36 protein-coding genes are annotated in these 26,808 nt (G+C 62.7%); 17 read left to right on the plus strand and 19 right to left on the minus strand.

What is annotated here, in order from left to right; all coding sequences use genetic code 11:
- From B4920_RS24040 to B4920_RS24055, 4 genes are read left to right on the plus strand one after another with little or no spacing between them, the layout of a single operon-like run.
- On the plus strand, window positions 1-390 hold the full coding sequence (locus tag B4920_RS24040) for a hypothetical protein (protein ID WP_079437264.1): 390 nt from the start codon (window positions 1-3) through the stop codon (window positions 388-390).
- A 28-nt stretch (window positions 391-418) separates the two neighbouring features.
- Window positions 419-1,084, plus strand: a complete 666-nt coding sequence (locus tag B4920_RS24045) for a hypothetical protein (RefSeq protein ID WP_079437266.1) — start codon at window positions 419-421, stop codon at window positions 1,082-1,084.
- Between the two features lie 9 nt (window positions 1,085-1,093).
- The gene (locus tag B4920_RS30630; RefSeq protein ID WP_079437267.1) at window positions 1,094-1,714 is read left to right on the plus strand and encodes a DUF5710 domain-containing protein; all 621 of its coding nucleotides are present in this window, start codon (window positions 1,094-1,096) and stop codon (window positions 1,712-1,714) included.
- A gap of 2 nt (window positions 1,715-1,716) precedes the next feature.
- A complete protein-coding gene (locus tag B4920_RS24055) occupies window positions 1,717-3,111 on the plus strand; it encodes an ISL3 family transposase (RefSeq protein ID WP_079437268.1) in 1,395 nt (464 codons plus the stop codon).
- Here B4920_RS24055 and B4920_RS24060 read toward each other — a convergent pair.
- The 7 genes from B4920_RS24060 to B4920_RS24090 all read right to left on the minus strand — a co-directional run bounded on the left by B4920_RS24060 (window position 3,057) and on the right by B4920_RS24090 (window position 6,383).
- A complete protein-coding gene (locus B4920_RS24060) occupies window positions 3,057-3,410 on the minus strand; it encodes a type II toxin-antitoxin system RelB/DinJ family antitoxin (RefSeq protein ID WP_079437270.1) in 354 nt (117 codons plus the stop codon). The genes B4920_RS24055 and B4920_RS24060 overlap by 55 nt on opposite strands.
- A gap of 124 nt (window positions 3,411-3,534) precedes the next feature.
- Window positions 3,535-4,065, minus strand: coding sequence for a 3'-5' exonuclease (locus B4920_RS24065; protein WP_079437271.1), 531 nt, complete (start codon window positions 4,063-4,065; stop codon window positions 3,535-3,537).
- Window positions 4,062-4,799: an HAD domain-containing protein gene (locus B4920_RS29610; RefSeq protein ID WP_161493383.1), complete on the minus strand. Its 738-nt coding sequence runs from the start codon at window positions 4,797-4,799 to the stop codon at window positions 4,062-4,064. Before B4920_RS29610 ends, B4920_RS24065 begins: the two co-directional genes overlap by 4 nt.
- Window positions 4,796-5,020, minus strand: a complete 225-nt coding sequence (locus B4920_RS24075; protein ID WP_079437273.1) for a hypothetical protein — start codon at window positions 5,018-5,020, stop codon at window positions 4,796-4,798. Before B4920_RS24075 ends, B4920_RS29610 begins: the two co-directional genes overlap by 4 nt.
- Window positions 5,017-5,586 carry an HAD family hydrolase gene (locus tag B4920_RS24080; protein WP_079437274.1) on the minus strand — a complete coding sequence of 190 codons (570 nt, stop codon included), beginning with the start codon at window positions 5,584-5,586 and terminating at the stop codon, window positions 5,017-5,019. The genes B4920_RS24075 and B4920_RS24080 overlap by 4 nt, the downstream gene beginning before the upstream one ends.
- A gap of 28 nt (window positions 5,587-5,614) precedes the next feature.
- The gene (locus tag B4920_RS24085; protein WP_079437276.1) at window positions 5,615-5,818 is read right to left on the minus strand and encodes a hypothetical protein; all 204 of its coding nucleotides are present in this window, start codon (window positions 5,816-5,818) and stop codon (window positions 5,615-5,617) included.
- 1 nt (window position 5,819) lies between these two features.
- Window positions 5,820-6,383, minus strand: coding sequence for a hypothetical protein (locus tag B4920_RS24090; RefSeq protein WP_079437278.1), 564 nt, complete (start codon window positions 6,381-6,383; stop codon window positions 5,820-5,822).
- 192 nt (window positions 6,384-6,575) lie between these two features.
- On the opposite strand from B4920_RS24090, the gene B4920_RS24095 reads away from it, so the two are divergent.
- The 8 genes from B4920_RS24095 to B4920_RS24130 all read left to right on the plus strand — a co-directional run bounded on the left by B4920_RS24095 (window position 6,576) and on the right by B4920_RS24130 (window position 12,255).
- Entirely contained in the window at window positions 6,576-7,202 is a 627-nt protein-coding gene (locus tag B4920_RS24095) for a ParA family protein (RefSeq protein WP_079437280.1), read from the plus strand.
- Window positions 7,199-7,504 (plus strand): hypothetical protein, encoded by a 306-nt coding sequence (locus tag B4920_RS24100; RefSeq protein ID WP_079437282.1) that lies wholly within the window; start codon window positions 7,199-7,201, stop codon window positions 7,502-7,504. The genes B4920_RS24095 and B4920_RS24100 overlap by 4 nt, the downstream gene beginning before the upstream one ends.
- Window positions 7,505-7,651: 147 nt before the next feature.
- Window positions 7,652-7,963 (plus strand): ParC family partition-associated protein, encoded by a 312-nt coding sequence (gene parC, locus B4920_RS24105; protein WP_079437284.1) that lies wholly within the window; start codon window positions 7,652-7,654, stop codon window positions 7,961-7,963.
- Window positions 7,964-8,309: 346 nt separating this feature from the next.
- On the plus strand, window positions 8,310-9,521 hold the full coding sequence (locus B4920_RS24110; protein WP_079437286.1) for a replication initiation protein: 1,212 nt from the start codon (window positions 8,310-8,312) through the stop codon (window positions 9,519-9,521).
- A gap of 199 nt (window positions 9,522-9,720) precedes the next feature.
- Entirely contained in the window at window positions 9,721-10,074 is a 354-nt protein-coding gene (locus B4920_RS24115) for a hypothetical protein (RefSeq protein ID WP_079437288.1), read from the plus strand.
- Between the two features lie 511 nt (window positions 10,075-10,585).
- Window positions 10,586-10,774 (plus strand): hypothetical protein, encoded by a 189-nt coding sequence (locus tag B4920_RS24120; RefSeq protein ID WP_079437290.1) that lies wholly within the window; start codon window positions 10,586-10,588, stop codon window positions 10,772-10,774.
- 394 nt (window positions 10,775-11,168) lie between these two features.
- A complete protein-coding gene (locus B4920_RS24125; RefSeq protein WP_139379618.1) occupies window positions 11,169-11,576 on the plus strand; it encodes a hypothetical protein in 408 nt (135 codons plus the stop codon).
- 16 nt (window positions 11,577-11,592) lie between these two features.
- Window positions 11,593-12,255, plus strand: a complete 663-nt coding sequence (locus B4920_RS24130; RefSeq protein WP_079437292.1) for a DNA-binding protein — start codon at window positions 11,593-11,595, stop codon at window positions 12,253-12,255.
- Window positions 12,256-12,370: 115 nt separating this feature from the next.
- Here B4920_RS24130 and B4920_RS24135 read toward each other — a convergent pair whose 3' ends face one another.
- The 9 genes from B4920_RS24135 to B4920_RS24175 are packed head-to-tail and all read right to left on the minus strand — an operon-like array spanning window position 12,371 to window position 20,243.
- The gene (locus B4920_RS24135) at window positions 12,371-12,964 is read right to left on the minus strand and encodes a hypothetical protein (RefSeq protein ID WP_079437293.1); all 594 of its coding nucleotides are present in this window, start codon (window positions 12,962-12,964) and stop codon (window positions 12,371-12,373) included.
- Window positions 12,958-13,449: a hypothetical protein gene (locus B4920_RS24140; protein ID WP_079437295.1), complete on the minus strand. Its 492-nt coding sequence runs from the start codon at window positions 13,447-13,449 to the stop codon at window positions 12,958-12,960. The genes B4920_RS24135 and B4920_RS24140 overlap by 7 nt, the downstream gene beginning before the upstream one ends.
- 11 nt (window positions 13,450-13,460) lie before the next feature.
- Window positions 13,461-14,252: a hypothetical protein gene (locus B4920_RS24145; RefSeq protein ID WP_079437297.1), complete on the minus strand. Its 792-nt coding sequence runs from the start codon at window positions 14,250-14,252 to the stop codon at window positions 13,461-13,463.
- A gap of 17 nt (window positions 14,253-14,269) precedes the next feature.
- A complete protein-coding gene (locus B4920_RS24150; protein WP_079437298.1) occupies window positions 14,270-15,391 on the minus strand; it encodes a M23 family metallopeptidase in 1,122 nt (373 codons plus the stop codon).
- 9 nt (window positions 15,392-15,400) lie between these two features.
- A complete protein-coding gene (locus B4920_RS24155; RefSeq protein WP_079437300.1) occupies window positions 15,401-16,198 on the minus strand; it encodes a hypothetical protein in 798 nt (265 codons plus the stop codon).
- A complete protein-coding gene (locus tag B4920_RS24160) occupies window positions 16,191-16,676 on the minus strand; it encodes a hypothetical protein (RefSeq protein ID WP_079437302.1) in 486 nt (161 codons plus the stop codon). Before B4920_RS24160 ends, B4920_RS24155 begins: the two co-directional genes overlap by 8 nt.
- Window positions 16,677-16,690: 14 nt before the next feature.
- A complete protein-coding gene (locus B4920_RS24165) occupies window positions 16,691-16,960 on the minus strand; it encodes a hypothetical protein (RefSeq protein WP_079437304.1) in 270 nt (89 codons plus the stop codon).
- Window positions 16,961-16,970: 10 nt separating this feature from the next.
- Window positions 16,971-17,408 carry a hypothetical protein gene (locus B4920_RS24170; RefSeq protein ID WP_079437306.1) on the minus strand — a complete coding sequence of 146 codons (438 nt, stop codon included), beginning with the start codon at window positions 17,406-17,408 and terminating at the stop codon, window positions 16,971-16,973.
- 3 nt (window positions 17,409-17,411) lie between these two features.
- The gene (locus tag B4920_RS24175) at window positions 17,412-20,243 is read right to left on the minus strand and encodes a DotA/TraY family protein (protein WP_079437308.1); all 2,832 of its coding nucleotides are present in this window, start codon (window positions 20,241-20,243) and stop codon (window positions 17,412-17,414) included.
- A 202-nt stretch (window positions 20,244-20,445) separates the two neighbouring features.
- Between B4920_RS24175 and B4920_RS24180 the strand changes: the two genes are divergently transcribed.
- Window positions 20,446-20,709, plus strand: a complete 264-nt coding sequence (locus tag B4920_RS24180; protein WP_079437310.1) for a hypothetical protein — start codon at window positions 20,446-20,448, stop codon at window positions 20,707-20,709.
- 56 nt (window positions 20,710-20,765) lie between these two features.
- Here the strand turns inward: B4920_RS24180 and B4920_RS24185 are convergent, their stop codons facing one another.
- From B4920_RS24185 to B4920_RS24195, 3 genes are read right to left on the minus strand one after another with little or no spacing between them, the layout of a single operon-like run.
- Window positions 20,766-21,398 carry a hypothetical protein gene (locus B4920_RS24185; RefSeq protein WP_079437311.1) on the minus strand — a complete coding sequence of 211 codons (633 nt, stop codon included), beginning with the start codon at window positions 21,396-21,398 and terminating at the stop codon, window positions 20,766-20,768.
- On the minus strand, window positions 21,395-22,081 hold the full coding sequence (locus tag B4920_RS24190; protein ID WP_079437312.1) for a protein mobD: 687 nt from the start codon (window positions 22,079-22,081) through the stop codon (window positions 21,395-21,397). Before B4920_RS24190 ends, B4920_RS24185 begins: the two co-directional genes overlap by 4 nt.
- An 11-nt stretch (window positions 22,082-22,092) precedes the next feature.
- Window positions 22,093-22,605 (minus strand): hypothetical protein, encoded by a 513-nt coding sequence (locus B4920_RS24195; RefSeq protein WP_216820009.1) that lies wholly within the window; start codon window positions 22,603-22,605, stop codon window positions 22,093-22,095.
- A 373-nt stretch (window positions 22,606-22,978) separates the two neighbouring features.
- Between B4920_RS24195 and B4920_RS24200 the strand changes: the two genes are divergently transcribed.
- The 4 genes from B4920_RS24200 to B4920_RS24215 are packed head-to-tail and all read left to right on the plus strand — an operon-like array spanning window position 22,979 to window position 26,658.
- The gene (locus B4920_RS24200) at window positions 22,979-23,299 is read left to right on the plus strand and encodes a MobB mobilization protein (protein WP_055311980.1); all 321 of its coding nucleotides are present in this window, start codon (window positions 22,979-22,981) and stop codon (window positions 23,297-23,299) included.
- On the plus strand, window positions 23,296-25,992 hold the full coding sequence (gene traI, locus B4920_RS24205; protein ID WP_079437314.1) for a TraI/MobA(P) family conjugative relaxase: 2,697 nt from the start codon (window positions 23,296-23,298) through the stop codon (window positions 25,990-25,992). Before B4920_RS24200 ends, traI begins: the two co-directional genes overlap by 4 nt.
- On the plus strand, window positions 25,992-26,456 hold the full coding sequence (locus tag B4920_RS24210) for a hypothetical protein (RefSeq protein ID WP_079437316.1): 465 nt from the start codon (window positions 25,992-25,994) through the stop codon (window positions 26,454-26,456). The genes traI and B4920_RS24210 overlap by 1 nt, the downstream gene beginning before the upstream one ends.
- Window positions 26,443-26,658, plus strand: a complete 216-nt coding sequence (locus B4920_RS24215) for a hypothetical protein (protein ID WP_079437318.1) — start codon at window positions 26,443-26,445, stop codon at window positions 26,656-26,658. The genes B4920_RS24210 and B4920_RS24215 overlap by 14 nt, the downstream gene beginning before the upstream one ends.
- The last annotated feature ends 150 nt before the right edge of the window (window positions 26,659-26,808 follow it).

The raw sequence follows: 26,808 nt of genomic DNA on the forward strand, positions 1-26,808 counted from the left end.
ATGCTCGGATACTGGATCGTCGTCTCAACGCAACCCCCCGAAGAACGGGACGCCATCATCGACCGCAAGAAGTCAGTGCTCGCGGAATGGGAAACCGGCGTTGGCGGCATTCGCTGGCTGGAAAAGCTGGTCGAGGAAGGCAAGGCCACCAAGCTGCGCGGTGACGGCTATCCGAACCGCTACACGTCCACGGCAAACATCGTGCTGCCGCTCATCACGGGTGACGCAATCAAGCCTGCTGACGACGGCATCTGGGTGTTCGGCATGGATGAGGGCGAAGAGTACACCCAGCCTCCCGGCTGGATGGGCAAGGTCAACCTGCGGCCCGAGAGCATCCGCACCTGCCCAACTGATGCGTCCCTGACCATTGACGCTTGGGATCAGTCGTAACTCCATTCAACAACCACAAGGGAAATTCATGAAGAAGAACATCGCCATCCTCGCCGCCCTCAGCGTCGTGATGCTGACCGCCTGCGGCAGCAAAACCGACGCCAACGAAAAGAACTTCGGCGCGGCCATGACGCAGTATTTCGACAAAAAGGGCGACCTCTGCCTCAACACCAAGCGCTGGCCGGTTGATCTGTCCGAAATGGACTTTCGCCTGCAAAAGACCATGCAGGCCGGGAGCGCCAACCAGATGGCTGCACTCGAAGCCGCTGGTTTGGTCAAGGGCGAGGACACCGAGGTGGACATCATGGGGATCATGGGCAAGCCCACGGGTGCCAAGGCCAAGATCAAGCGCTACACGCTGACTGACGCGGCCAAGCCCTTCGCGCAGGAGAAGGAAGTTGCGTCCATCGGCCTTAACGGCAAGACCACCGAGAAACAAACCGATCTGTGCTGGGGCAAGAAGGCGCTGGACAAGATCGTGAAGTGGGAAGGCCCGATGAAGTTCGGCGACTACCAAGAGGCTGGCATCACCTACACCTACAAGGTCAACAACCTCGCCGACTGGGCCAAGAAGCCAGAGGTGCAAGCCGCTTTCCCGTTTGTGAAAAGCATCCTTGATGGCGCAGGCAGCAAGGAGTCCAAGCACGCCATCAAGTTGACCAGCCAAGGCTGGGAAGCGAAAGGACTGGACTGAGGAGCCGGTATGCCACGCATCGACCTCGCAGTACCCTTCGCAGAGAAGGATGAGGCCAAGCGGCTTGGCGCACGCTGGGACGGTGAGCGCAAGCTCTGGTATGTGCCAGACGGCGTAGATGCGGGCGCATTTGGGCGTTGGTTGCCGAGCGAGCCGGATATCGGCGTTCGCTCAAGCAGCTATTTCATCGCCCAGACCACCAAGGCGTGCTGGAAGTGCGGCGAACACACAAGCGTGTTCGGCTTCATCCTGCCTGCCGGGCATGAAACGCTGGAACCCGATGAAGAGGATGACGAGCGGGATGCGTGGTATCGGTATGACGAGCCAACCATCGTTCACTATGTCACCGATCTTCTGCCTGCCGTAGCAGCCCGGATCAAAGCATTCTCGCGGCACTACCGCGTCGATTTCAGCAAGACCACGCAAAGCTCGTACTGGATGAACCACTGCGAACACTGCGGCATGAAGCAGGGCGACTTCGAGATGTATTGCGAGCCGCAAGGTGCGTTCTTCCCGATGGATGAGCGTGCTGCCTCCCTGATCGTCCTGCATGAGTTTGCCGAGCCGTTTGGCTGCAATGGCAGTACCGCCTACGGCGATCACCTCTTTGAATACATGCGGCGGGTCTGACCATGCCCGCCAACATCCTGAACCTCCCGCAGTACCGGGTGCTGCGCGTGCAGGAAACCGATCACGACTACCACGTCACCGCCGAGCCGGTGGACGTGACCGCCGCCTGCCCACATTGCCAGTCTGACCGTCTGAACTCGTGGGGCACCCGCGAGCAGGTGTTCAAAGACCTGCCCATGCACGGCAAGCGGGTCGGCATCTATATCGACACCAAACGGCTGCGCTGCCAAGCCTGCGGCAAGACCTTCTCGCAGGCGCTGCCGCTGCTGGCGGAAAACCGCATGATGACCGAACGGCTGGTGAAGTGGATCGGGCAACAGTCGTTGAAACGCACCTTCACCTCGCTGGCTGACGAAACCGGCGTGGTTGAAGGGACGATCCGCAACATCTTCCGCGACTACATCAACGAGCTTGAGCAGACCGTCCGCTTCGAGACGCCGAAGTGGATGGGCATCGACGAAATCCACATCATCAACAAGCCGCGCTGCGTCGTCTCGAACATCCAGAACAACACCATCGTGGACATGCTCCACAACCGAAACAAGGACACGGTGGCGAAGTACCTGTTCAAGATGCCAAACCGGGACAAGGTGCAGTACGTGGCGATGGATATGTGGACGCCCTACCGCGATGCAGTGACTGCGGTGTTGCCGGACGCCACCATCGTCATCGACAAGTTTCACGTCGTCAGGATGGCGAACGACGCTATGGAGAAGGCCCGCAAAGGGCTGCGGGCTGAACTGACACTGAAACAGAAGCGCGGGCTGATGCACGACCGCTTTGTGCTCTTGAAGCGCGAGCGCGACCTGAACGACCAGGAACGGCTGCTCATGGACGGCTGGACAAAGAACTACCCAGCTTTGGGCGAAGCCTACCGGCTCAAAGAGGACTTCTACGGCATCTACGAGGCCGGGACGCCAGAGGAAGCCATGCGGCGCTACGAGGCGTGGTACAGGGCAATATCGACCGAGATCAGACCCTACTTCGCCGACCTGATCCGCGCCTTCACGAACTGGCAGCCCTTCATCCTCAACTACTTCGAGCACCCCGTCACCAATGCCTACACCGAGAGCCTGAACAGCCTGATCCGGGTGATGAACCGGCTGGGGCGCGGCTACTCGTTCGAGGCGCTACGGGCCAAGATTCTCTTCACAGAGGGCATCCATAGCCGAAAGCAGGCACGCCCCAAGTTCGAGAGAAAGCGTGCGTCGGAGCCTGTCGAGATGGGCAGAGCGTTGCCAGATGACGCGATGGGCTATGGACCGCCCGTGCTTGAGAAGGTGCGGGCAATGAAGCCTCCGAAGGAGGCTGACCAACACAAGGCACCACCGCCGCCCAAGAACTACGGAGCGGACATTTCAACACTCATCCGCATGATCGAGGCAGGAGAGCTTTGATCCCGTTTCAACCCACTTTTACGAATAGCCTTTTTTTCGAGGTCATCGAAGAGTTCGTCGGCGGTGGCAAAGCGAGCACGATGTGCGCGAGCAATTTCATCGGCCTCGGCCATCGCCGCGCGTGTTTCTGCATTTGGCACACGCAACGCGAACGGCAGTTCCTTGTCGGCGACAACGCGGGTCAGAAACACGCGGATCGCGTCGGAGACGGTCAGGCCCATCGAGGCCAGCGTTTCCGCTGCCTGCGCCTTGACGTGCTCGTCCACGCGAACATGGACCATAGTGGTGGTAGCAGCCATGACGGCCTCCTATTGCGACTGTTTGAGATACATTGTATCGCAGATCATCGGCAATCGCAAGGCGACACCCTCCCCCCCCGGCTTTCTTGTTCGTAGGTATGTATATAGGTAGGTATATACATACCTATATTGACCACGGCAACAGCTTGGCGATGTTGCGCGCGTCGTCGAGGCCTCGGTGGTGAGCGCCATCGAGAGGAAGGCCCACCATCTGCAACGCGCGGGCCATCCCCACTTCCTTGATCTTGCGGGCCTTGGCGAACCGGCGTTTGAGGTTGACATGCTCGAAGGCTGCGAGCGGGTTTTGGACGCCGTGTCGCTCGCAGTCGCGGGCAAGCTGCTTGAAGTCGAATTGGCCCCAGCTTCCCCACGTTGCGCCCGGTGCCTGATGGCGTTGGGCGAAGCTGGCCAGCCGTGCCGCGACCACTGGGAACAACTCGGCACCGTCCACGTCGGCTTGCTGGATGTTGGTGAGCTGCCGACAAAACGGCGTGAGCTGAGGGCGTAGCACGGGGCGCACCAGCGCCTGAAACGTGTCGAGCACGGTGCCCTCAGCCGTGGCCCACACCGCGCCAATTTCGATGATCTCCATGTCAATTGCAGGGAGGCCATCGCCCTCGTCGCAGGTGGCCTCAAGGTCGATGACCAGCATCATGGGATGCGCCTCTGAGCGATTGCTGGTGGCATTTCTCCGATGTGCACCTCGGACACTGGTGGCCACCAGCGACCGGCTTTCGCGTGCGCAATTTGGTCGGGTGTTAGCTGGATCGCATCGAGGTATGAGGACTGCCACCAATCGACCCACTGCATCAAGTCAACGCAGGACGCGCTGCGCGCGACCTGCGGAATCGTCAGCACGTCAGCCATCGCGTCGGCCACGGCCAACGCGCCGGTCATGTTGCCAACGGCCGCCGCGAGGCGAACGCGCGCCGAAGGCGCGGACAGGCCAAGATTGCTGTCAGTGACCACCAGCTTGTCCCGGTCAGCGTCGGCCCAGCCTTCGGGCTGGTCATCGACGGCGATCCAGTCAGTGATGCCCGCGCGATCCACGTAGCGGCGGATTTGCTGGTAGCGCGTGGACGTGTCCCACCATGTGTCTCTTCCCAGAGGGCGGTGCTCGTCGTCGGTAGCCATCCCGGAGTGCCAAGTGGCTCCAATAACCCGCTGCCTCAACTCGGCAGGCAGGTAGTCTCGGGCGCGGGCGTACCGCAGCTCGCGCGCCCAGCTCGTACTCAGAACGATGCGAACATGCTGCGCGCTGGCCAGCGCGTCTACCAGATAGCCAGCCCACATGAACAATCTGCCCTCGCCGCGCAGCTCCGGCCGTCCGCGCACCAGATAGGCCGCGTCTGGGTGCAACACGCCGTCGAAGTCGAGAAAGAGGATCACGGCGTCACCTCGATCCCCAGCGAGCGCATCAATGCCCGTTCGCCCTCCGACACGGCGGGCCAGTCGATCCGAGGCAGCGCCGACTCGTAGATATACCGACAAGCCCTGCCGTCCAGTTTGGTTGCAGCGGTGCCCTCACGAGCCAAACCTGCCAGCACGGGATAGTCGGTCAGCCGGTGCAGCGCGTGCCATACGTCTGGGTCAGTGGCGGGGGCTGTCACAGAACCCCCGCGAGGGCATCGACCAGCGACTGCCCTCCCCTGCGATCCAGCCAGCGCGCCTGCATCCCGAAGGCCTGCGGCCCGTCGAAGTCGCAGCGCTTGCTGTCGCCCACGAAAACCGCCTCAGCCGGAGCGCAACCCACCTCGGCGCAAGCGAGCCGGTACATCGTCGGGTGCGGCTTGGCCACGCCGACCTCGTAGGACAAGACGTAGGCGTCCAGCTCGGGCACGAGGCCGCGCACGGCCGGGCCGTACTCATAGGCAAGGTTCGAGCAGACGGCCAGCCGCAGGCCTGCGGCCCGTGCCTTGGCGAGCACGTCCGCCACCTCGGGGAACAGGCGCAGGCCGGACAGCTCATCGGCCAAGTCGGGCAGGATCACGTCGAGCTTGTCCCCCGCGCCAATCTCGGTGGTGAGGGTCGCCAGTGGCACATTGCGGGTCAGGCAGGCAAGCCGATCCACCGGCTGCCCGTCCGCATCCACGAGGCCGCCATAGGGGGCCGTGCGCGTTGTGTAGCGGATCAGTGTGCCGAAGGCATCAAAGATGATGGCTTTGGTTGTTCTCATGTATGTATATACCTACCTATATACATACCTACTCGAACAGCTCGCGCTCGAACTCGATGCCAGCCACCACCAGCGGCTCACCGCTGGGCCAGCGCTGGGGCGGCTGGTGATCGCTGATGACCCGCACGTCGGTGTCGTCGTTGACCACGGCCACGTCGGCGTCGTGCAAAGCGGCTTGCCTGCTCGCGCGCTCGAAGCGGCAGGTGTTGGGGTCGAATGTCCAGTAGCGCATGTCAGCCTCCTTCGTTGGTCTGTGCTTTCCTTCTCTCGTGCTCATCGAGCAGCCGTTGGTAGGACTCATAGGCGGGCGTGCCGGGTGGTGCAAAGTTCGGCAGCAGGCCGATCTCGCTTTCCTCTTCGATGACCGGCCGCCCTCTCACCGGCTCCGGCATCAGGCCCAGCTCGCTGGCAACCCGTATCAGCGCCCGGATTTCCTTGCGGATGGCGGCGACGTTTTCGGTGGTGGTGGTGGCGTAGCCCTTGGCCAACCCGACCCGAGCCACCCGCGTGCTTTCGGCCAGCGTGTCCAGCTCGAACTGAGCCGCAGCCTTCAATTCCTCTTCGTCTTGACGGACACGCCACTCCCGCCACTCTTCGACTTCGGCCGGGGTGAGGATGGCCAGCGCATCGGCAGGCAGCTCGCGCGCTTCGCGGTCGAACTTGGCCACCACGCGCTGCACGTTCTTCCCCTCGGGAAAATCCGGCGTTACTTCGCGCACCCGGCGCAGGCACTGGACTCTGTGCCCCTCTCGGTAAGTGCCGTCCTTGTCGCGGTGCCGGATGATCTTGAACTGCATGGGTGCGTTCTCTTCTGCTTGTTGTTGCGTACAACTAAAACTATACGCGATGGCGCAAAAGTCTGCTACTATTCGCTTGTGGTCGGTAGGTATATACATACCTACTAGCCAGATGAAGGGCAGACCTTCGCGGGCGATGGCGAGCAGCTATGCTGCTGTAATCGGTAGGTATATACATAGATAGGAGCACCCATGATTTTCGCGTGTGTCAATACGAAGGGCGGCGTTTCTAAGACGACGACCGCCGTCCATCTGGCAGTGATGCTGGCCCGCCAAGGCAAGACCCTGCTCATCGACGGCGATCCACAGGCCTCGGCCGCGAGCTGGGCCGCATGGCGTCGCGAGACGCAATTCGACCCGTCGCCTACCACCACCTGCCTCGCGGGCAAGGCGATCTTGGCCGAAGGCAAGCAACTGGCCACCGGCTTTGAGCACGTCGTCGTGGATGCAGGCGGCCGTGACTCCGTGGGCCTGCGCTCCGCGCTGCTGCTGGCCCAGCGTGCCGTGATCCCGGTCGGTGCCTCCAATCTGGATGCAGCGGCCATGACTGACCTCTTGGAAGTCGTCGAGCTGGCCCGTGACTACAACCCAGACTTGGACGTGCGCGTGCTGCTGACCCGTGTCGATCCCCGCACGAAGGATGCGGCCGAGATGCTCGAATTTTTGGCCGAGCAGAAGCTGACCGTGCTGCCCACCAAGGTCTGTGAGCGCGTGGCCTTCCGGCGCGCCATCGGCGAGGGCGCGACTGTGCAGGAGCTGGGCCGCGATCAGGCCGCGATCAGCGAGATGGAAGCGTTCTTCCGTGAGGTGATGGCATGAAGGCAAAACCGGACATTGGCTTTGCCCAGCGCAAAGACCTGAACGAGTTTTTGGAGAGTGGCGCGGCTGACCGCGCTGAAAAGCCAGCGGCACCCGCCGCGCCTGCACCGGCAGCAACGCCGCCCGTGGTCGAGGAAGGCCCGCGCTACGGGCGTGCTCGGGTGCAAAAAATCTTCAACTTCCCAGAAGAGCTGGCTGATCGGCTGCGCGAAGAAGCCAGTGCGCGCTCCAAGCAGACCGGCCGCCGTGTCACCGAGAAGGACATCGTGGTCGAGGCGCTGGAAGCCTTCCTCAAGCGCTGATAGGTATGTATATACCTATCTATGTATATACATAACGATTTCGAGTATGGAATATAGTCCATACAAGTGACGACACCAACACCATGCAGCGACAAGCGCAACGAATTCTGATATTGTTGCGATTGGGCGCGGAATAGGGTATAAACGATGCTGACGACAACTGCTAGTGTGGTCGCGCCGAAGGTTTTGAAGGAACTCATCGCCGCTGGGTCGGTTTCCGCCGCCCGCGTGGAACCCGGCGATAAGGGCCTCCTGATCGTGGTGCGAGCCGGGATGAATGAGAGGGTGCTGGGTGCTGCCCGTGGCGGCCTTCGGTACTTCCAGAGCTTGGATGGCGCTGCAAGCGTGCTCCAAGGCTACGGGATCATGAAGTTTGATGTGAACACGGAGCACTGGGTGCCCAAGACGATGGTGCGCGGCTACAAGAGCGCGCCTGCGTCGGTGGATGCCGACGAGTGATCCGTGGTGACTGCGAAGGAGAGAGCTGACCAGACAGCAAGAAACTGGACGATCAGAAACGACAAAGCCCGCTTTGGCGAGCGGGCTTTGACAGAGAAACCGGGCAGGGTGCCCAGACAAGTACAGAGGCCATCTTGGCGGGTGGTCTCCGTATCATCGCAATGAAGCGACACAGAATGCTTTCATTGTACGTGTCTTAGCCCCTGCGCGCAAGCGTGCGCTCGTCCATACGGACGAGTGAAAAGGGGTTATGGGACAGACAGCAACAGCATCACACGATGACGACCGTGAAAGCGCAGTCCGCGAAAACACACTGAAATCGCGGTTTGATGAGCCTGCGTCGCCCATGAAGCGGGTGATGGAACAGGCTCCATACATTCCGCGCTGCTCGGACGACAAGACTGCGACCAAAAAGCGGCCGACCGTCTATGCGGTTCGCTGGCCCTACATGCAGGTCAACCGACCAGGCATGGTGTCATGGCTCGTTTTTGACTGTGACCATGCGGATGTTTTCCGCTGGGAAGCAGCCGGGCTGCCCCCTCCCAATCTCATCGTCACCAACCGGGAAGGCCGGGGCGACGGATTCCACCTGTTCTACGCGATCACGCCGGTCTGCACGACCGAGGCTGCGCGCTCGCGCCCACAGGACTACATGCGCGCCATCCGTGATCGGATGGTCGAGCTGCTGGGTGCTGACCCCAACTATCACGGCAGTGGCGTCACCAAGACGCCCGGCCATCCGTGGTGGCACACCATCGAGCTGCACGCACACGAGTATTCGCTGGGTGAGCTGAACGAGTATTTCGAGCTGCCCAAGAGGGAGCGCCGCTTCGGCAAGGTGCCAGACCTGTCGCTGCACCATCACGCCCGGCACGCGACCCTGTTCCACGAGCTGCGCTACTTTGCCTATTCCATCGTCGGCGGGATGCGGGAACAGAGCACCTACGACGCATTTTTCAACCGCCTGATGGCCGAGGCCCAGCGCCTCAACAACTATGGCAGCAAGCGCGGTTTCTTCGACTTCAAGCGGATGGTGCCCCACACCGATCTGCGCAGCTCACAAGTTCGCGCCACGGTGCGATCCATCGCCCGGTGGACGTGGAACAAGTACACGGGCGACGGCCGCTGCCATCGGGGCGTCATGGCCCTCGACAAGTCGCTGCCGCTGCCTGATCGCCAGCGCCTCGCGGCCGAGCGCACCCACTCTGAACGCACCAAAAAGACCGGCGAGCGCGTCCTGATCGCTTGCCGCGTGCTGCGCCAGAAGGGCGAGCAGCTCACGCAGGTGGCCGTCGCGGCGCTGACGCGCCTCTCACGCCAGACCGTGGCCAAGTACCAGCAACTGATCGACGAATTCGACTGGCTCGCACCAGAGGCCCCCGCGCCGAAGGAGGAGGCCGCTCGCCAGCCGGTGGTTGTTAAGTTTGCTGCATGTCAGATGCCCGCCCCCCCGGCCGCCGCAGGCGAGTCCGGCATGGCTGGGGTTGACCGGCCTGTTCGGGGTGCTCGGTTGAGGCTTGTGGTCGGTGGTGCGCCGCCTGATCTCGATTCGAGCTGAGGTGTTTGTGGTTTTGAGTAGCCCCAGCGTTTATCAAACGCGAGTAGCCGCAAGGGTTGTGGATAAGTCCGTAGGACTTATCCATCATCCCGCGCAGGGCGAAGCCCGGAGGGTGTTCCGCCGCGCGTCAGCGCGGCCCCCCCGTGAGTTTTCGGCGTGGTGGCTGGGTCAGTTGAGTGTCGTTTTGGAGGGGTAGAGGATGGCTCGAAAATCTTTCGACGATGAGACGCTGCGATGGGTGCGGGAGATGCCCTTGTCGCAGGTTCTCGACCGGCTGCGCGATGCCGGAAAGCTGTTTTGGCGGCGGGACGCTGACTTCAAGCCCGAGAAGGACGTGCGCACGGTGCGGCTCTACGTGTCGTCGCCGGAGGGTCATGCTTGGGAGCTGCTGGTCACAGGCCCAAAGTGGTTCGACACGCGGGCAGAGAAGGGCGGCGGCGGTGGCATCGACCTCGTGATGCACCTGCTGTCGCTGGATTTTGTGCAGTCGGTCAAGCTGCTTGCTGCCGGTGCCGGTGTGGCTGGCCAGCGCCGTCCAGTTCGCCACGAGTAGCAGCCGGGCGTCTCCCTTCGGGCCGGGCTGTCGTGCTGCGCATCGAGCCACCTGCGGCGTCTCGACCCCTGCGGGCTTCCATCCTTCCCTCCCTTCGGTCGGCTGACGCTTTCGCCGTTCCGGCGACCAAAACCCCCCTCTGGGGTTCTGGACTCCCCGGTGTGGGGTCTTGGCCCCACACGCCGTGGGAGCAGTGGGGACGGCCTAGCGGCCTTTGGACTCCACTGCTCCACGGCTTGAGGCTCCGGTCGCTCGATCCACGTCAAGGGTGCGCTGCGCCCTTCGGGGTGGCCCGTGTCCTCGCTGCGCTGCGGGCCGCGCCAGCCACCCCTACGGCCCTTGACCCGGCTCTCTCTCCAACAGCCGAACACCGGCCGGGTCGATGCCCGGCCAATGCCTTGTTGGTAGGTATATAGGTATATACATAGATACGCCGCAAGCAGCTTGTTGTGGTGCTCGGGGAGTCGTGACGCAAGGATGGTGGCTTGTTCAACGACCGGAGATCGACTCCATGCAGACCCTCAACAAGACCCAGTACCACTGCGCCGAGCTGCGGGGCTCTGTGCCCTTGATCCAGCGCGTCGAGTGGGTGAGCGGGATTGGCCAAGACGATGCCGAGCCGGTTGTGCTCGCCGAGGCCTGCGCGCTGGCCAGCCGCTGCCCGAAGGTTGCGACCTGCCCGCTGACGGCCGAGGGGTAGGGCGGATGGCCGCCCCGGAAGCCCCAGTGATGAGCTGGGGCGACTGGCTTACTGCTTCAGCAATAGGACGATGTGATGCGTGATGCCCGTGGCGAGCAGCACGGCGTTCTCGTTGTTCCTGAACGGGTAGCCGTTGTGTTTGATGACGATGACCATCTGAACTTCCTCCTTTCTGGGGTCGATGAATGACCTCCACGTTTATTTGGCGTTTTCGCTGGCAAGCGATGAAAAAACGCCTCAGCGCGCCACCGACCGGGCCGTGGTCGAGCAGGCTGGCCAGCACGTCGCGCACCTCAAAAATCCCCTTTTATTTGTTTATTAGTTTGTTTGTTTCTTTGTTTGTTGTGCTATAATGCTGGCATGGCTGGTGAGGGGATTGGCCCCGAGCGCCACAGTGGAGATCGAAGACATGGACTTTTCCAAGATGACGCTGGCGGTGCAGATCGCCGAGGTGCTGAACTACGACGACCGAACCCCACCGAACTGGCATGGCCACATTGGTCATGCGGAGGTCGGCGCAAGCGGCTTGCTTATTACTCGAAGCTACGCCTCGCCGCGCGAGGGTGCTAACGAGGAGCGTTTGGTCATCTCGTTGGACGAGGTGAAGGTGCGTCTCAAAGGCTTTGATGAAGCCGGTCGGAAGGTGGACATCCAGTGCCCGCTGTCGATTGAGCAAGTCTTGGAGCGTGTGCTTGGTGCTGCCGTCAACGGTGTGCGCTCGGTGACAGGCTTTGTGACGGCTGTTCGTACCGGCAACCTCTTGCGCCAAGAAGAGGGCAGCGAACTGGTCTACGAGTTCTGACTAAGGGGGAGACACCATGCGTCCAGCCGAATTTCCAGCAGAAGCCATCATCGAAGCCGGTCAAGCCCTGCAAGCTGCCGGGCGCAACGTCACCGGGTTCGCACTGCGCCAGAAGGTCGGCGGGGGCAACCCGACGCGACTCAAGCAAGTGTGGGACGACCACTTGGCCAAGGTTCAGCCAGTCGTTGAGCTGCCGGTAGAGATCGCTGACGCGCTGGCTCAAGTCACCAAATCGTTGACAGAGCAGCTTGCGACGCTTGGTGCTGGGTTGTATGCCCGCGTCGATGAGGACGCTCAGCGCAAGATTGCAGTAGCCCAACGAGCCGCCGCCATCGAGGTGGATGCAGCCACTGACGAAGCTGATAGCTTCAAGGCGGAGCGTGATGACGCGCTGGCTGAGGTCGAGGCCTTGAAGGCGAAGCTCGCCGAGTCGCAGGCTCAAGCGCAGACGCAGGCGGTCGAGCTGGCCCAGTTGCGTGAGCGTTTGTCAGCATCGGGCACGGAACTGACCCATGCCCGTGCGGAACTCTCGCAGGCCCGCGACGAGGCGGCAGAGGCCCGTGAAGAAGCTGCCCGCTTGCGCGGTCAGGTCGAGGCCATTGAGGGGCAGCGCGCCGAGCTGGTCAAGGTCTTGGCCGAGCGGCCGGGGGAGAAGGGCGCAGGGAAGGGCACCAAGTGAGCACGCCGCGCAGGATCGCGGCGCTGATCGACGACCTGCGGCTGACCGCATCGAGCTTGCAGCAGGTCATCGACGGTTGCCAGATCGCCGGGCCGGGGGCAGAGATGATCCAGCATTACCCCAAGATGCTGTGCGAGCTGGCCACGCGCTGGGAAAGCGAAGCCGAGCGGGTGGAGTGGCCCGAGGACTTGCCGCGCGAAGAGGTTTTCACACCGGCTGAGGTCGCTGCCATCGACGCCACCGAGGCCTTGCTGGGCAAGCTGCGCGGCGACGACTCAACCGGCGTGCGGCGGTAGGTCGAGAGGCTGCGGGCCAGACGGCGGGCCGCGTCCATGCTGAACGGCTCACCGATGACCACCACCCGCTTTTCGCCGAACTGCTCGCGGGCCGGTGCGCCCCATGCCGGGGGCACCAGACACACGACGGCCTCGCACTGGGCCAGTTGGCCGTTGCTCCGCAGGGCTGCAAACACACACCCGGCCTCATAGCTGATCCAGAACCGCAGATCGCGGTCGCGCGGGGTGTCCGGCGTCAACATCAGGCGCTCGCGCAGCTCGGGCGGGTAGGCCTCGCAGACTTCGGCGGCCGAGAGTTTGGCCGAGTGGAACACCGCCACGTTGATGTTCGGACGGTGCGCCACGAAGGCCGCCAAGCTCTGGCGTGCTTCGGGCGTGGACAGAATCGAATCGTGCTCAATCAGCATCAGCATGGCAGGGCCTCCCCCAGTGAGTGACGGAGCGGGCGGCGCACGCCGCTGACCAGCTCCTCATTGAAAACAACACGCGCCAAGGCGGCTTGCAGCCGCTGCGCAGCTTCCTCATCGAAACCGCAGGGGCACAGGATCAGCGGCGCACCCGAGCGGGTTGCCTGCGCGATGTAGCCCTGTGCATCCCAGTTCGGCACCACGGCCGCCCAGTAGAGCTGCCGCGTCCGGCGAAGCGTGCCGGTGATCTCGCGTTCCGGCTGCTCATCCGAGCGCACCGGCCGGTGCGCCACGTCGTTGATGCGGTCGCCCAGCTCAGGCACCTCACCGCGCACGTCCTTGATGGATCGCATCGCTCCGATGCGCCACCGCGTCAGCACGAGATCCACCTGCGGGTAGGGCATCAGCACCTTGGCGAGCCGGGCAGCAGGCCCGATGTCGCCGATGGTCTGCCCGTACAGCAGGCGCTCGAAGTCGAAGAAAAGGATCATGGTCGTGGCCTTCAAGCCGCTTGCAGCAGCTCATGCTTGCGCAGGGTGGCGTGGGCCAGCCGGTCGAACTGCTCGCGAGCTTCCGGCGCGAGGTTTTCCAGAGCCGCCCCGATGCGGCCCACGGCCGCCACTGGGTCGGTGGCGATGTCGGCCGACTGGATGCCTTGCCCATGCAGGTAGTCCATGCCCACCGGGCCAAGTACCTGACGGGTGTGCAACTCAAGGATGGTGTGAACAGGCTCAGGCGGCAGCATCTGGGCCGCGAGGCGAGGGCGGACGTAGGTCATGGATACCCAGACGCCAACCGCCACGGAAGCCGCATACAGGCTCATGAAGCCGCTGTAGCCCAGCGCCGGGGCCACGGCCTTGCCGACGCCAACGAAGGCGGCAAAAACCCACGTCGTCGCGCTGATGGCTCCCAGCACGGCAGGGAGATGGGCCGCACGGTGCGGATCGTCCTGCGGCTGGCTGAACATGGGAAACACCCAGCGGTGCAGGGCGATGCCGTTGATCGTCAGCAGGCCTGCGATGGTGAGCTTGGCCAGCAGCTTGGGCTTGCCCCACAGCAGGGTCAGGTCAAGCCGCGTGTCGAGCAGGATGACGGCGATGCCGGTGATCCACAGGGCGATCAGTGCCAAGGTCACACCGTTGGCCGCCTTGGTCAGCAGCTCGATGTTCACGCGGCGGCGGTAGAAGATGGCGAAGTCGCCGAAGGCCACGGCCGCGAAAGCCGCAGCGAAGGCCAGCAGGTGCGCGAGGATCAGGCCCATGCGGGTGACGGCGGTCAGGTCGAGGTTTTCCATTTGGTTCTCCCGTGGGGTTACTGGATGGAGCGCTGCACGTCGGCGCGCTGCGCCCGCTCACGGGCGGCGTCCACCTGTTGCCGCTTCGCGGCGAGCTTCTGCGAGGTGTAGAGCGCCATCAGGGCTTCCATGCGCTCTTTCTTTTGGCGGATCGCCGCGTTGAGCTGGGCAGACACACCCATCGCCCGCAGGTAGTCCACCCACAGGGCGCGGCTGCTCACCTGCGTGATCGACTTGTTCCACTCGGAGTCGGCGAAGCGACGTTGCGCCTCGGTACTCATCATCTCGGCGGGTGACATGGTTTCGTAGTCACCAATGGGCGGGGAGGGCAGTGAGCCGTAGCCGTCCGCATCGTTGAGCACGCTGGACATCGAGGTTGCGCCCTTGGCGGCGGCCTGCAAGGCGTCCCCGTTGGCTGCGGCCACCTGCACCGGATCGAACTGGGTGGTCGGCGGCACGCCCATCGGCGGGGCCGCGCCAAACAGCTTGTTGTATTGCGCCATCGTGTCGCTGCCCAGCACCGGATACAGCCCGTCGTTCTGGATCGGGTACGTCTTGCAGAAGTAGGGCGACGGGTCGGTGGCGTAATTGAAGGCCGTGCTCTGCTTGCTGATCGCGTTCGGGAGCTGCGCCGGGTTGAATGTCGGGTTCTTGTTGGCGTCTGCCGAGAAGGTTTTGGCGCGGGCGTCGTCCGCGTTGGGCACGCCATAGATGAAGTGCAGGTGGACTGCGCCGCCCGGCTTCATCCCGGTGGAACCGGCCCGGCCGATCTCCTGTCCGGCCTTTACCTTGTCGCCTTCCTTCACCGCGATGTAAGAGAGGTGGTAGTACACGGCCGACTGCCCGTTGTCCCGCTTGATGATGACGGTGTTGCCTGCGCTGCCGCGCAACTTGGCCCACGTCACGGTGCCTGCCGAGGTGGCATACAGCGGGGCGGTCTGCCCGCTTGTCGAGAAGTCGAGGCCGTCATGCATGTGCGGCTTGGCGTTGCCCGAGCCGAAGTTGGCTGCACCGCCCTCCCGGAACTTGCCGAAGCGGCCGGACACTTGCTCTTTCGAGGTCGGCGACACCATGCAGGTGTCGGCTATTGCGCTGCCGCTCATCGACAGTGCGAGGGTCAAACTGAGCAGCTTGCGCATCCCTTGTCCTCAGTTGAAAAGACTCGATGCCCAAGCGGTGAAGCTCTGGGGTTCGGTCTGTGTGGGTTGAGCCTGCTGGCTGGCCTGCGGCTGCACCGAGGTCGCGGGCGCGGCCTGCGCGCCTTGCTGCGTGCCGCCGCTGCTGAACACGGTTTGGTTCGCGCCGAAGGTGTTGGCGTTGACGCTGTAGCTGGTCGCGGCCGAGGCGGGCTTGTAGTTGCTGCCGAGCTGGGGATCGAGCGTGCTCATCGAGCCACCCACCGCAGAGTTAGCCATCCCGTTGATGTCGCTGAACTGCGACCCCAAGGTGTTCCATTGGCCGATTGCCTGATTGATCGGCGACGTGACCATGCCTGACACCTTGCCTACGGTGCTGCACACCTTCTTCTGCGCGTACTTCAACACCGCGTCCTGCGCCGAGGACAGGATCGAGCCGAGCGAAGGGATCGAGAACGACAGGTCGATGATCTGGCTCACGCTGGCGAAGCACGAGTCGTTCACGTCGAAGAGGCTTTCGACGTTCGGCGTGGCCGAGGCCATCTCGGTATGCACACCGATGGCGGTTTTGATGTTCGCGCCAATGCCCACGTCGTCGCAGTTCTTGAGATCGTCCTGCATCTTCTGGTTCATCGCCGCGTCCACGGCGGCCATCGACGCTGACACCCCGGTGGTGGCACTGCTGCCACCCGTCGAAAACATGGAAGAGAACCAGTTGCCGCTGGTCTGGGACGCGCCTGCGCTGGCAGCCAGCGCGAAGGACGCGCCCACCAGCACGCCGATGGCGGGCTTGGTGAAGGCTTTATTCATGGCCACCGCCCCTGATGCAAGCAAGCTGGACGGTGCCGGGTTGCGGCTCGCTGGCTTCGACGATGCCACCCTTGACCTTGCGCACGTAGCGCGGGCCGTCTTTCTTGAGGCTTGCGGCTTTCACCACATCGGCCATCTTCGCGCCAACGGGCTGGACGGTGTACGAGATGCCTTCCTCTTCGTCGCCGTTGAAGATCGAGATCGAGGCCACCTTGAGCGACCCGAACACGGTCAATGCCTCTGGCAGCTTGTGGTCTCCATCGAGCTGACGGTTTGTCAGGCCGAAGGTGCCCAGCACCGACGCCACAGGGGGAAGTGGCTCGCGGCACTCGATGGCGGCGCGCAGGATTGCCGAGGCCTTGGCCCAGTCACCGGATGCGGGGGCGTTTGCATCACGCAGGGCGGCGGGCATTTGCGCGCTGGCCAGCGAGGTGGCCAGCAGCAGGGCGGAAGCGATCAGGGTGCGGGTGGCTTTCATGGTGCGCGGGCCTTTCAAGCTGCTTGGTAAGACACGGGCACGCGATCACGGCCGAGAACAACGGAAGCGAACTGGCGCAAGCCCGGCAGGTCGCCGAAGGTGCTGGCGATGCCGCCCGGAGAGGTCAGAACCCAGCGGTCAGTGCTGCCTTGCAGCGTCGCGTGCAGCTCGAAGCCGTCGCCGGTGACCACGATGCGAGCAGTGCGAACGGCGGATGGAGTGACGCAGCGCACGCGGCGGTTGGGCTTGGTCGCTGGCAGGAAGGGGATCGAGGGGCGGCGCATGGGTGACTCCTTATGGGGTAGGGGTGGCTTCGGTGGCTTGCAGGCAGGCCCGGCGCGATTCATCGACCAGACGCATGACCACGGACAAACCAGCGAGCTGGGGGTTGTTGTGAGGTGCGGTGTGGATCAGGCCCTTGGCCATCGCCCTGTCGAGCCGGTCGGCGTACTTCACGGCGAAGGCGACCTTTGCAGCGTCGTCGCCTTGCAGGAGGGCATCCGCAGCAGCAGCAAGAATCTGGGCCATGCCTTGCACCATCTCGTTAGCGGCAGCGAGTTGCGGCTGCACCTCGTTGAGTGCAGCCTGACGGCCTTCGACTACACCCTGCTGGTAGCCCTCAGAGCGGCCTTGACGCAGCCCTTGATGACGCCCTTGTGTGTGGCCCTCGTCGTACCCGATGCTGCGCTCGGCCAAGGTGGCAGCTTGCGAACTCCAATAGTCTTCCGGCATGGTTCAGTCCTCCTTGTTGGGGCGCTGCTCACCAGCGCTGATGGGTTGATCTGCGGATTGCGCTGCTTCCTCACTCGAAGAGGATGGGTTGTCTTTAAGTGCCGAAATTCGGGCGTCAGCACCCTCGCGGAAGGCAGCGACACCTTCTCGGCCCACCATCGGAGCGGTACGGGCTAGCGCTTCGGCTGCTCCTGCTGCTGCTGCAACCGAACCTGCGATGACGCCGCCAACCGAGCTGCTGGCACCGCGCATGGCTTCACTGCCACGCTGACCAGCGGACTTGACGGCATCGACTGCACCCAGCACAGCATGACCAGCGGCCACCCCTACTCCGTCCGAAATCTTGTCCATGAATCGACGTTGTGGGGCTGCACTCTCTTGAGTGGGCGGTGTGTTTCCAGCGGAGAGCGGCGCAGCATTCGACGAGCCAGAGCTTGGTTGTGCGGTAGCTGTAAGGCTGCGGCTCGAAATGCCCTGGCTTCCACCGGCACCAGTGCTCTCAGCGGCATCGAGGGGAGGCGCAACACCTTGGCTACCTGCGTTAACAGGTGCTGCCCCTGCTCCACCACCACGAGGACGGCCACCACTTGGGCCGTCGCCGGGCAGTTGCCCACTCGCGCTACCGCGACCACCACCGCCACGCGACTGGCTGTCGGCAAGTCGATCCAACGCTGCTTTACCTGCTCCGTGACCGTGCTGGCTGACTCCTGCGCGCATTTCATTTGTCGCACTGGTTGCGCCCAAGTCGTGCACGCCGACGTTGAGCCATGCGAGCACCTTATCCGGCAGCATTTGAGGCAAGCCGAAGATCATGGTCAGAACGGCACCCAGCAGGAAGCCGAAAGTCGCGTACCACGCAAAGAACTGCCAGAACTGAGCGAGGACGCCGGCCCAGCCCGTAGATGAGGCTACGTCACCCCGCATCGCAAAGAAGGCCTTAGCGATGTAGTCAACGATGGGGTCAGCGACGAGGAAGGCTGCGAACAGCCCGATTACCGCCAGTGCAGGGCGCACGAAGAGCGCTAGCAGCAGCAGGTAGCCTTGCGCCTCCGAGCCAACGAAGGTTTGGCTTGGGCGCATGTGCATGACTGCCCACAGAGGGGCTGCAATGACGGTCTGAACCACGCCCAGCACCCAACCCACGACCGTAATCATGAAGATGGTGTAGGGAAGGCTGGGAATCGCGACACCGAAGTAGTACGCGAGGTAGCCGACGTATTGGGCCATCTTGGCGATGATTGGTACTGGGACTTGGAGCGCCCAATCCCAGATGTCCGAAACCATGCCGTGCATATCGACACCGGCCAGCTTGGTCACGCCAAGCCCGTTGGAGACGACACGAACCCCAGTGATTGCGGTCTTGATCGTGAACTCGGTCGCCCACAGCATCGCTTGATACGAGTACAGCAAGTCCCCCGTCATCTTCATTCGCGAGACGGCATCGACCCCCGATCCGCTGCCAATGGTGAAGTCTGTGGCCTTCTGCATCATGCCGTTCATGAGCAGCGTGGCCTTGGTGCTCATGTCGGCATCGAGCGCACCGACGTTGATGTCGGAGTTGCCATCTGTTGGCAACATGCTGGCGATGTCCTGCGGCTTAACCGAGGTTGAAGCGTCGTAGCCCTTGCCCGCTTCTTCTGACTTCTTGGAGATGGTTTCAGCGACGGTGGTGACGCTGTACTTCAAGAGCTTGGAGCGAGGATCATCTGGAAGGCCAGCTAGGGAAGGCGTGGTGACTGCACCCACAGACTCGCCCGTGATCGTGCTCAGTTTCGTGTGCAACAGGCCTACCCGCTGATACCAGCCACCGGCCATTGCCCAGCCGCCTTTTGTCATTTCATCGACAAAGGCCGTCACGCCCGCATTCACGGAGCTTTCGCTATTCGACACGCTGGTCGCGATGGCTCCTGCCACTTGATCCTCGCGGTTCTTCACGATGGCGTTGAACTGCGCAGACTGCACGTTCTCCCAGCCGGGCTGGTTGATGTCGCTGGGCATCGTGTTCACCCAGTTGTCGATGTCCAGCATCAGCCCTGTAGCGGCTTGGAGCTTCTGGGCCATCAAGGCTGCACGCATGCTGTCCAGCGCTGCCTGCGACCCTGATGTGTCGCTGTAGTTGCCGGACGGCGTGTAGGCCGTCAGCGTCACGGTGCCGCAGATCGGCTCGCCGCCGCCGAGATTGGTTGCGGCGTTGCGATCTTTGATGAAGAAGGTGTAGTCGGTGCGCGTGCCGGTGACAGTTTGCTTGTCGGCTGCTGCGGAGTTGGCCATCACGGCGGGGTTTCCCGCCGCGTCTGCGTAGATGGTGTTGGCAGCACGAGCGCAGTAAGCCGCTGCGAGGTACTGCTTCCCAAAGTCCCGCATTCCGTAGTAGGTGCCGGTCTGGTAGGCGGTGGCGACGATGCCATCGGGCTTGAGCACGCCCAGCGTCATGCCCAACTTGTACATGCCAGTCGCGAAGCCAATGCTCCACAAAGAGATCATCAGCACGATCATCTGGATGAAGCTGTAGCCAGAAACAGAGGGCAGTAGGACTGCCCCACCAGCCACGATTCGCACAGGTGTCCAGACCGTGCTCCACGCCTTGCCCATTGCTTCGCCATCGTTGGCGGTATTGATCGCTCCCATCGAAGCGACGTAGGACACGATGATCGATCCGACCACGAGGATGCCGGAGTTGAAGAAGCTGAACAGCGTCGCCAGCAAGTTGCTTGCTGCGGCGACGGTGTTCGGGTCTTGACCCTTCACCAGCACATCAATGATTGGCCCAAAGATGTGTTGGAGGATGCCGACTGTCACGTCATCCGCAGGTGGTGAAAAAGGCATCTGGGCCATGCACGACTCCAATTCAGTTCTTTTGCGCTTGGGAGAATTTTAGGCGATACTGCATACAAGTGCAACTGTACGCAGTAAAAGCAAAAAGCCTATGCTCTTTGCGCGACACACAATGCTTCACACACTGTTAGCACAGTGTTTGACACATTGATGCGGCGTTTCGGTTGTGCCTTATAAATCGTATTTTTTGAAGGAGTCGAAAATGCAGATCGAGTCTGTTTTTCCGGGTGCGCAGGTGCCTGACGTGAAGGCCGCGATTCGAGCCGTGCGCGAGCGTGTGACAGCGTTGGCCGACACGGCGCTGCGGCCGGTCAAGGCGCTTGGTTCGCGCTTGAGTTCCATTGCCCGTCAGCCGTGGTTTTTTCCAGTGCAGGCCGTGGCCATCTTGGGTCTGCTGTGGCTGCATCAGCATGGCTACCTGCAAGTGCCCGTGACGGTCTGCGACTGGGCAAGACTCGGCAAGTAGCTTGTTGGCTGGCGAGGGTGGGCTGCTCCCGCAGTGCTCCCTTGCCATTCGCCGAATCAAGGCATCACCCATCCGTGCAGAGTCCCCTCTGCATCCACTTGGGGCAGGCACGCCCCGTTCCGAATCTTCCAACCGGGTGCGCTGCACCTTGCCACCTGCTGCAAGCTCCCTGCGAGCGCGAGCCTGTATGCCAATTGCCCCTCTGGTGTGTTCGCCCAAGCGGCAGCGGCTGTCTCATTGCGCGCTACCTTGATGGCTGCGCCGTAACCGGCTTCTTTGCCAGCGTCGAAGCACACCCAGCCAGTTACCAGTAGGCTGATCGCGGCGGCTGCAATTCCTGCTCCCAAGGCCTTCCACTGCTGCTTCTTCGCGGCGTCGGAGGCCACTTGGTTGACCGCCTTGCCGAGCTGCTCCACAAGGTCGCCGTGTGCCAGTTGCGCTGCTGTCGCGGCGATCTTCTCGGTCGTCTCTTTTGTCTCACCGACTGCTGCCTTGGCCGCTGCCTCGATGCGTCCCGGCACGCTGCCGTACAGCCCGAGGTAGAACTCAAGCACGACCATCAGCGTCATGATCGCGTCGTTCTCGCGCACGTCGAGAACGTCCATGACTCGCTCAAGCCGTTCAACCTCTTCGGCTGTCGGCTTCCGGCGAAAGGCCGCCTCAAACGCGGCAGCAACCGCCAACGTCATGTCATCACCTGTCCAAGCACCTTGAATGCTTCATCGCGCCATCGGATGAGTTCGGCGCGGTGCCCCAGAGGCATCTCCTTGAGTGCTCCCTGAATGGTCAGGCGCTGCGTTGCCATCTGATCCGCCACTCGGTCGGCGAGGTCGGGAAAGTCCAGCGTGAGGCCGCCAGCTTCTTCGATGCGCTTCTTGAGCTGACTGCCGTTGTAGAGCTGGAACTTCTCAGTGCTGCCGAAGTAGCCGTTACGCACCACATGCACTTGATGGTCTGCTCCCGCAGGCATGGCATCAAGGTAGTCCGCGAGCAGTTCGAGGCTGTCTCTTTGTCGGTTGATGACCCACAGCGTGACCATCGTTCTGCCCAGTTCACCCAAGGTGCTTTTCAGGGTCTGGCCATACCGTGCCACCCCAGTGCTGTTCCGAGCTGCCGTATTCACGATGACAGGGACGCCGCGTGTCTTGTCGAGTGAGTTGACCAGTTCAATCCACCCATCTGCTTCGTCGAGGCTCAGGGCTGCGCACTGGATGCGCTCCCCGTGCGCCTTGAAAACATCAGGATTGGCGTCGTCCGTTTCGATCAAAAGCGGCTCTACCCCACGCTGCAAGAAGGCGTCGATCAGAGCGGTCGCCAGCATGCTTTTGCCGGTGCCGCCCTTGTTCCCTGCGCACAGATAAATCTTGTTCATGTTCTGTCTCCTCAGATGCGTTCGCGATCAGGCCGGGTGATCGCGGCGACTGCGCTGGTGGTGTTTCCCGTCGATTGCGGTAGAGCGGCGGCGGCACGCTCCCCGATGGTCAGCGCGGGCGGCTGACTTTGCGCCGGGCTGGTCGCAGTCGGTGCTGCCGGTGTGCTGCTCTGGCTGGTGGCAGCAGATGCGGCTTTGCGCTTCGTCGAGCGCTGTTTGCTTCCGTGCTTGCTGGAGGACGCGGCACGCTGCAAGTAGCTTTTCAGTGTGGGCGCGCCAATCTGCAATTCGTCCTCGGTCAGCAGGGCGGCGATCTGTTCCAGCGTGTAGCCACGCTCGCGCATTGCGGTGATCTCGCCGGTTAGCAGCTTGATGCTCTCCTGCTTGCTGATCTCCCGCTTCTTGTTCTCGACAGGTGGCATCGCCCGCAGCTTTGCGGCGATGGCTTCCACCTTTTCAATCGTTATGGCCATGCCTGCTCCTTGGTCTGAAAAATACGCTTTTATTCTGGCGTCCTTTTTCATGCTTCGCAAGCTGTAAAGCCTTGTCCTGCTTTGACGTCTTCCCATAATAGAAATTATGGGAAGCGTTTAGGACTTGCAAACGCATACACAAAAACCCATACTATGTGCATCGCCGCGAGTAGCTTTTTTGCTTCCAACCGGAAAGGGAAGCTGCCCCCATCGAGATACGTACCGTGTCCAAAGCGCGTAACAGGATGGCCCGTGTCGAACACATAGCGCTCCGCGCCATGTGCCCGCCACGGGACGCCGTGTCCTCGACGCTTGCGCGTCTCGATCCGTGGCTCATTCCTCCTGCCCTGCCGGGGGCCGGTGACAGCGATGTAGACAAACAGACACACCCCGCCGCCCACGGGGCCATTTGAAGGAGCCAGCGATGCCGTTTGAGGTCAAGGAAGGAGAGCCGCTCACCGAGCGCATCGGTGTGCGGCTGACAGCCGCCGAGAAGGTGAAGCTGCGGGCAGATGCTGACGACGCAGGCCTGTCCGTGAGCGAGCTGGTCAGGCGCAGGTACTTCGGCCGCAAGATCGTGGCGCGCGCCGACGAGAAGATGATCCGGCACCTGAACCGCATCGGCGGCCTACTCAAGCACGTTCATCTCGAATCGGGTGGCACCTACAGCGCCGAGACGGCGCGTGCATTGCGGCAGGTCTATTCGTTCATCGACCAGCTCGCCAACAAGGGAGCTGACCAATGATCCTCAAGTTGATCCCTCTCGATCTGGATAAGGCCGGTCGCAAGTCCAAGGCGACCAACATCGCTGACTTGACCGAGTACATCGCCGCGCCTGATGACACGGCCCGCCTGAACAGGATCGGGTATCACATCGACCAAGACGGCGTGATTCACGGCGGGGATGGTGAGCAGCCGGAGAAGGTGCTTTACCTGACGAGTCGCGGCTTCAACACGCGAACCTTCAAGGGCCAGCAGGCCGAGATGGTCGCCCTCTCGATGGAATGCAAGAAGTCCAAGTATCCGATTCAGCACTGGGTGGCTAGCTGGCCCGAGGACGAGCAGCCGACACCTGAGCAGGTGGAGGAACTGCTGGACGTGTTCCTTGAGCAGCTTGGGCTTGAGAAGCACCAAGTCATTGCGGCGCTACACCGCGACACGGACAACATCCATTTGCACATCGCCATCAACAAGGTCAACCCGGACACCTATCTCGTCGTGAAGCCAGCCAAGGGCTGGTGGAAGGAGGCGGCACAACGCACGGTCGCCATCATTGAGCACCGCCAAGGTTGGCGGCCGGAGCGACGGGCACGCTACACGGTGATGGACGATGGAACCGTTGCCCGCGTTGGTAAGTTCGATGGCGTCCCCACTGTACCGACTCGTGCCGGTGACATGGAAAGCCGAACGGGCCAAAAGAGCGCAGCACGCATCGCCATCGAAGAGGCTGGTGAACTCATCCGGTCTGCATCGAGCTGGGCCGAACTGCACCAAGGCCTTGCCGAGCGTGGTATGCGCTATGAGCGGGCGGGTGGCGTGGGAGCGCACATCTACGTTGGCGATCAAGCCGTGAAGGCCAGTACGGCGGGCCACTGGTGCAGCTTGCCGAAGCTCACCAAGCGGCTTGGCGCTTTTGAGCCTGCTGACCCTGCTGTCGTGCCTGTGGAGCGCAAGCCTGAGCCGCTGCGGCCGGACTTGCCCGGCTGGGATGACTACATCACAGCCGCGAAGCATCATCGCGCACACCTTGCGCAAAGGCTGCGCGAAGAGAAGGAGCGCTACGAGCGCGAGCTGGCCCAGTTCCGTGCCCAGAAGGCGGAGCGCAGCGCGGCCATTGCTGCCCAGAACTGGAAGGGTAAGGGCGAGCTGTTGAACGCCATGCGCAGCGTGGCAGCGGCCGAGGCCAAGCAGGTCGAGCTGGAAATCCGGGAGCGACATCGGCGCGAAGCCAAGGCGCTGCGGGATGCCCGAGAAGCATGGCCCGAATACCACGAATGGCTGTCCAAGTGGTTCAGCCCAGAGGACGCGGGCGACTTCCGCTACCACCGGCACGAGCCGCTGCGTCTTGAAGGCGATGGTGACAACGAGGCCTTGCCTCGCGACCTTCGCGCCTTCAGGGGCGAGATCGTTGGCAGCACGGTCGAGTACCGACGCCAAGGGGCGGCGGGGGGTGTGTCTGAGTCCGTCTCATTCACTGACCACGGCCGTCGCATCGACGTTCAGGAGGCCCACGACGAGGCTGCGACCTTGGCCGCTTTGCAGCTTGGCGCTGCCAAGTGGGGGAAGGTCACGGTGTTCGGCTCGGAGGAATACAAGGCCACCTGCGTTCGGCTGGCTGCGGAGCACGGCATCCGCATCGCGAACCCCGAGCTTCAAGCGCAGGTGGAGGCGGCCAAGGAAGCACGCAAGGCAGCACGGGAGGAAGCAATGCGCACGCCCCAGATGAAGCTCTTTGAGCAGTACCACGCGGCCGTCGGTGCTGACAGGTACACACTCACCTCGATCAAGATGGCGGCTGACCATCGCAAGGCCTTTGTGCTGGGTGGCAAGGACGGCGTGGAAGCAGCAGCGGTGGAGCGCCGGATGCGGGAGCTGTTGCGCTTCCATGCACGCGGCGAGAACCTGTACTACACGCCGCGCAGCGAGCGGATGCACCATGTGCTGGTCGATGACCTGAGCGATGCCAGCCTGCGCCAGATGCTCGCTGATGGCTACCGGCCTGCGGTGGTGATGGAATCCAGTCGGGGCAAGTTGCAGGCCATCTTGAACGTGCCCAAGTTGGGCCGCCCCGACGATCAGGACGTGGGCAATCGCCTTATCGTTGCCCTCAACAAGCAGTATGGCGACCCGAAGCTGCAAGCCTGCATCCACCCACATCGTGCGCCGGGATTCGAGAACCGCAAATGGGAGCCGGGTGCGCCTGCGCCGAAGTACCAGCGGCCGGACGGAACCTTCCCGGTGGTGGAGCTGCGTCACGCCGTGGCCTGCACATGCGACAAGGCATACGCACTGAGCTGTGTCGTTGCTCGCCAGCTCGACGAGGAAGTCCGCGTGGCACAAGAGCGGAGGCCTGCCATGCCTGCTGCTGCGCGCACTGCGCCGCCTGCCAATGCCTACGAGTCGCACTACCGCGACATCGCTGCGCGACACAAAGGCGACGGGATCGACCTGTCGCGCGTGGACTCCATGATCGCCGTGCGGCTGCGGGCCACCGGGCACGGTCAGGATGAGATCGCCACCGTCCTTGAGGCCTGCGCGCCGTCGATTCGCACCGCAGACGAGGGCCGGAACTGGCATGACTATGCCCAGCGGACAGCGCGCTACGCATTCGGCCCGGACGGCTCCCGGATGCTGGCCAAGATCGAGCGCTACCGGGAGGACTTCCTGCGGCTTGAAGGCCGCGATCCAGCCCTTGAAGGGCCAAGGATGGGTTCTTGATGCCGCGCGCAGAAACGCTCACACCTGCACTGCCACAAGGCTTTTCGGCCGACGAGCTTGCAGCCGCTGCCCGCTGGGTGACTGCGCGCGTCCGCCCTACTGCAAGCACGCGCAGCATTGCCGCCACGCTCGAAGCCTTGCAGGCGGTCGCGCTTCGCGCTCGCCGGGGGCCTGTCTGCATTCCAGACCTGCTGCCCGGCTCCGGGCTTGAGGTGCTGCACATCCCTGCCGCCCAGTCGGGTGCAGGCCAGTTGGCCAGCTTGACCGGCGAGATCGACCAAGCAGCTTTGCTCGACATTGGCCGCGCGTTGCGCGCCGAGTTCGTTGCCAGCGGCGCGGACATGCTTCGACTGGAAGCCGACGATGGCGCGGAGCTGATCGTTTACGCCATCGAAGTGCGAGCCATCGTGATGGCCGCCACCAACATTCAACTCATTGACGGAGACGCCCATGCCCAAGACTGACTACACCGCGTGCAGACCTGACCACCGCATGATGCGGGTCGAGATGACGCCCAAGATGCGGGAGATCGCCGAGCAGATCGCGGCCCTGCAAGCCCAGTACCGCAAGCTAGAAGAGGCCGAGCAGCGCCGCGCGCTGCACGCCTTCCTGCACGGGGTGCGGCAGCGCGCCGAGACGCGCTGCTTGAACGAGATCGCCGGGTGATGGTTTGTCGGTAGGTATATATATACCTATCAAATGGCGTAGATGCCCCATTCGATCAACAGCCCTGATTTGCGCAAAAAATCGGGGCCGACCAGCATTGGCTTATAGGCCATGCCGCGCAGCTCGTCGGCGTGCTTGGCCAGCACAGCC

Origin of the sequence: Zoogloea sp. LCSB751 (assembly GCF_002028455.1) — a bacterium.
GTDB lineage: Bacteria > Pseudomonadota > Gammaproteobacteria > Burkholderiales > Rhodocyclaceae > Zoogloea.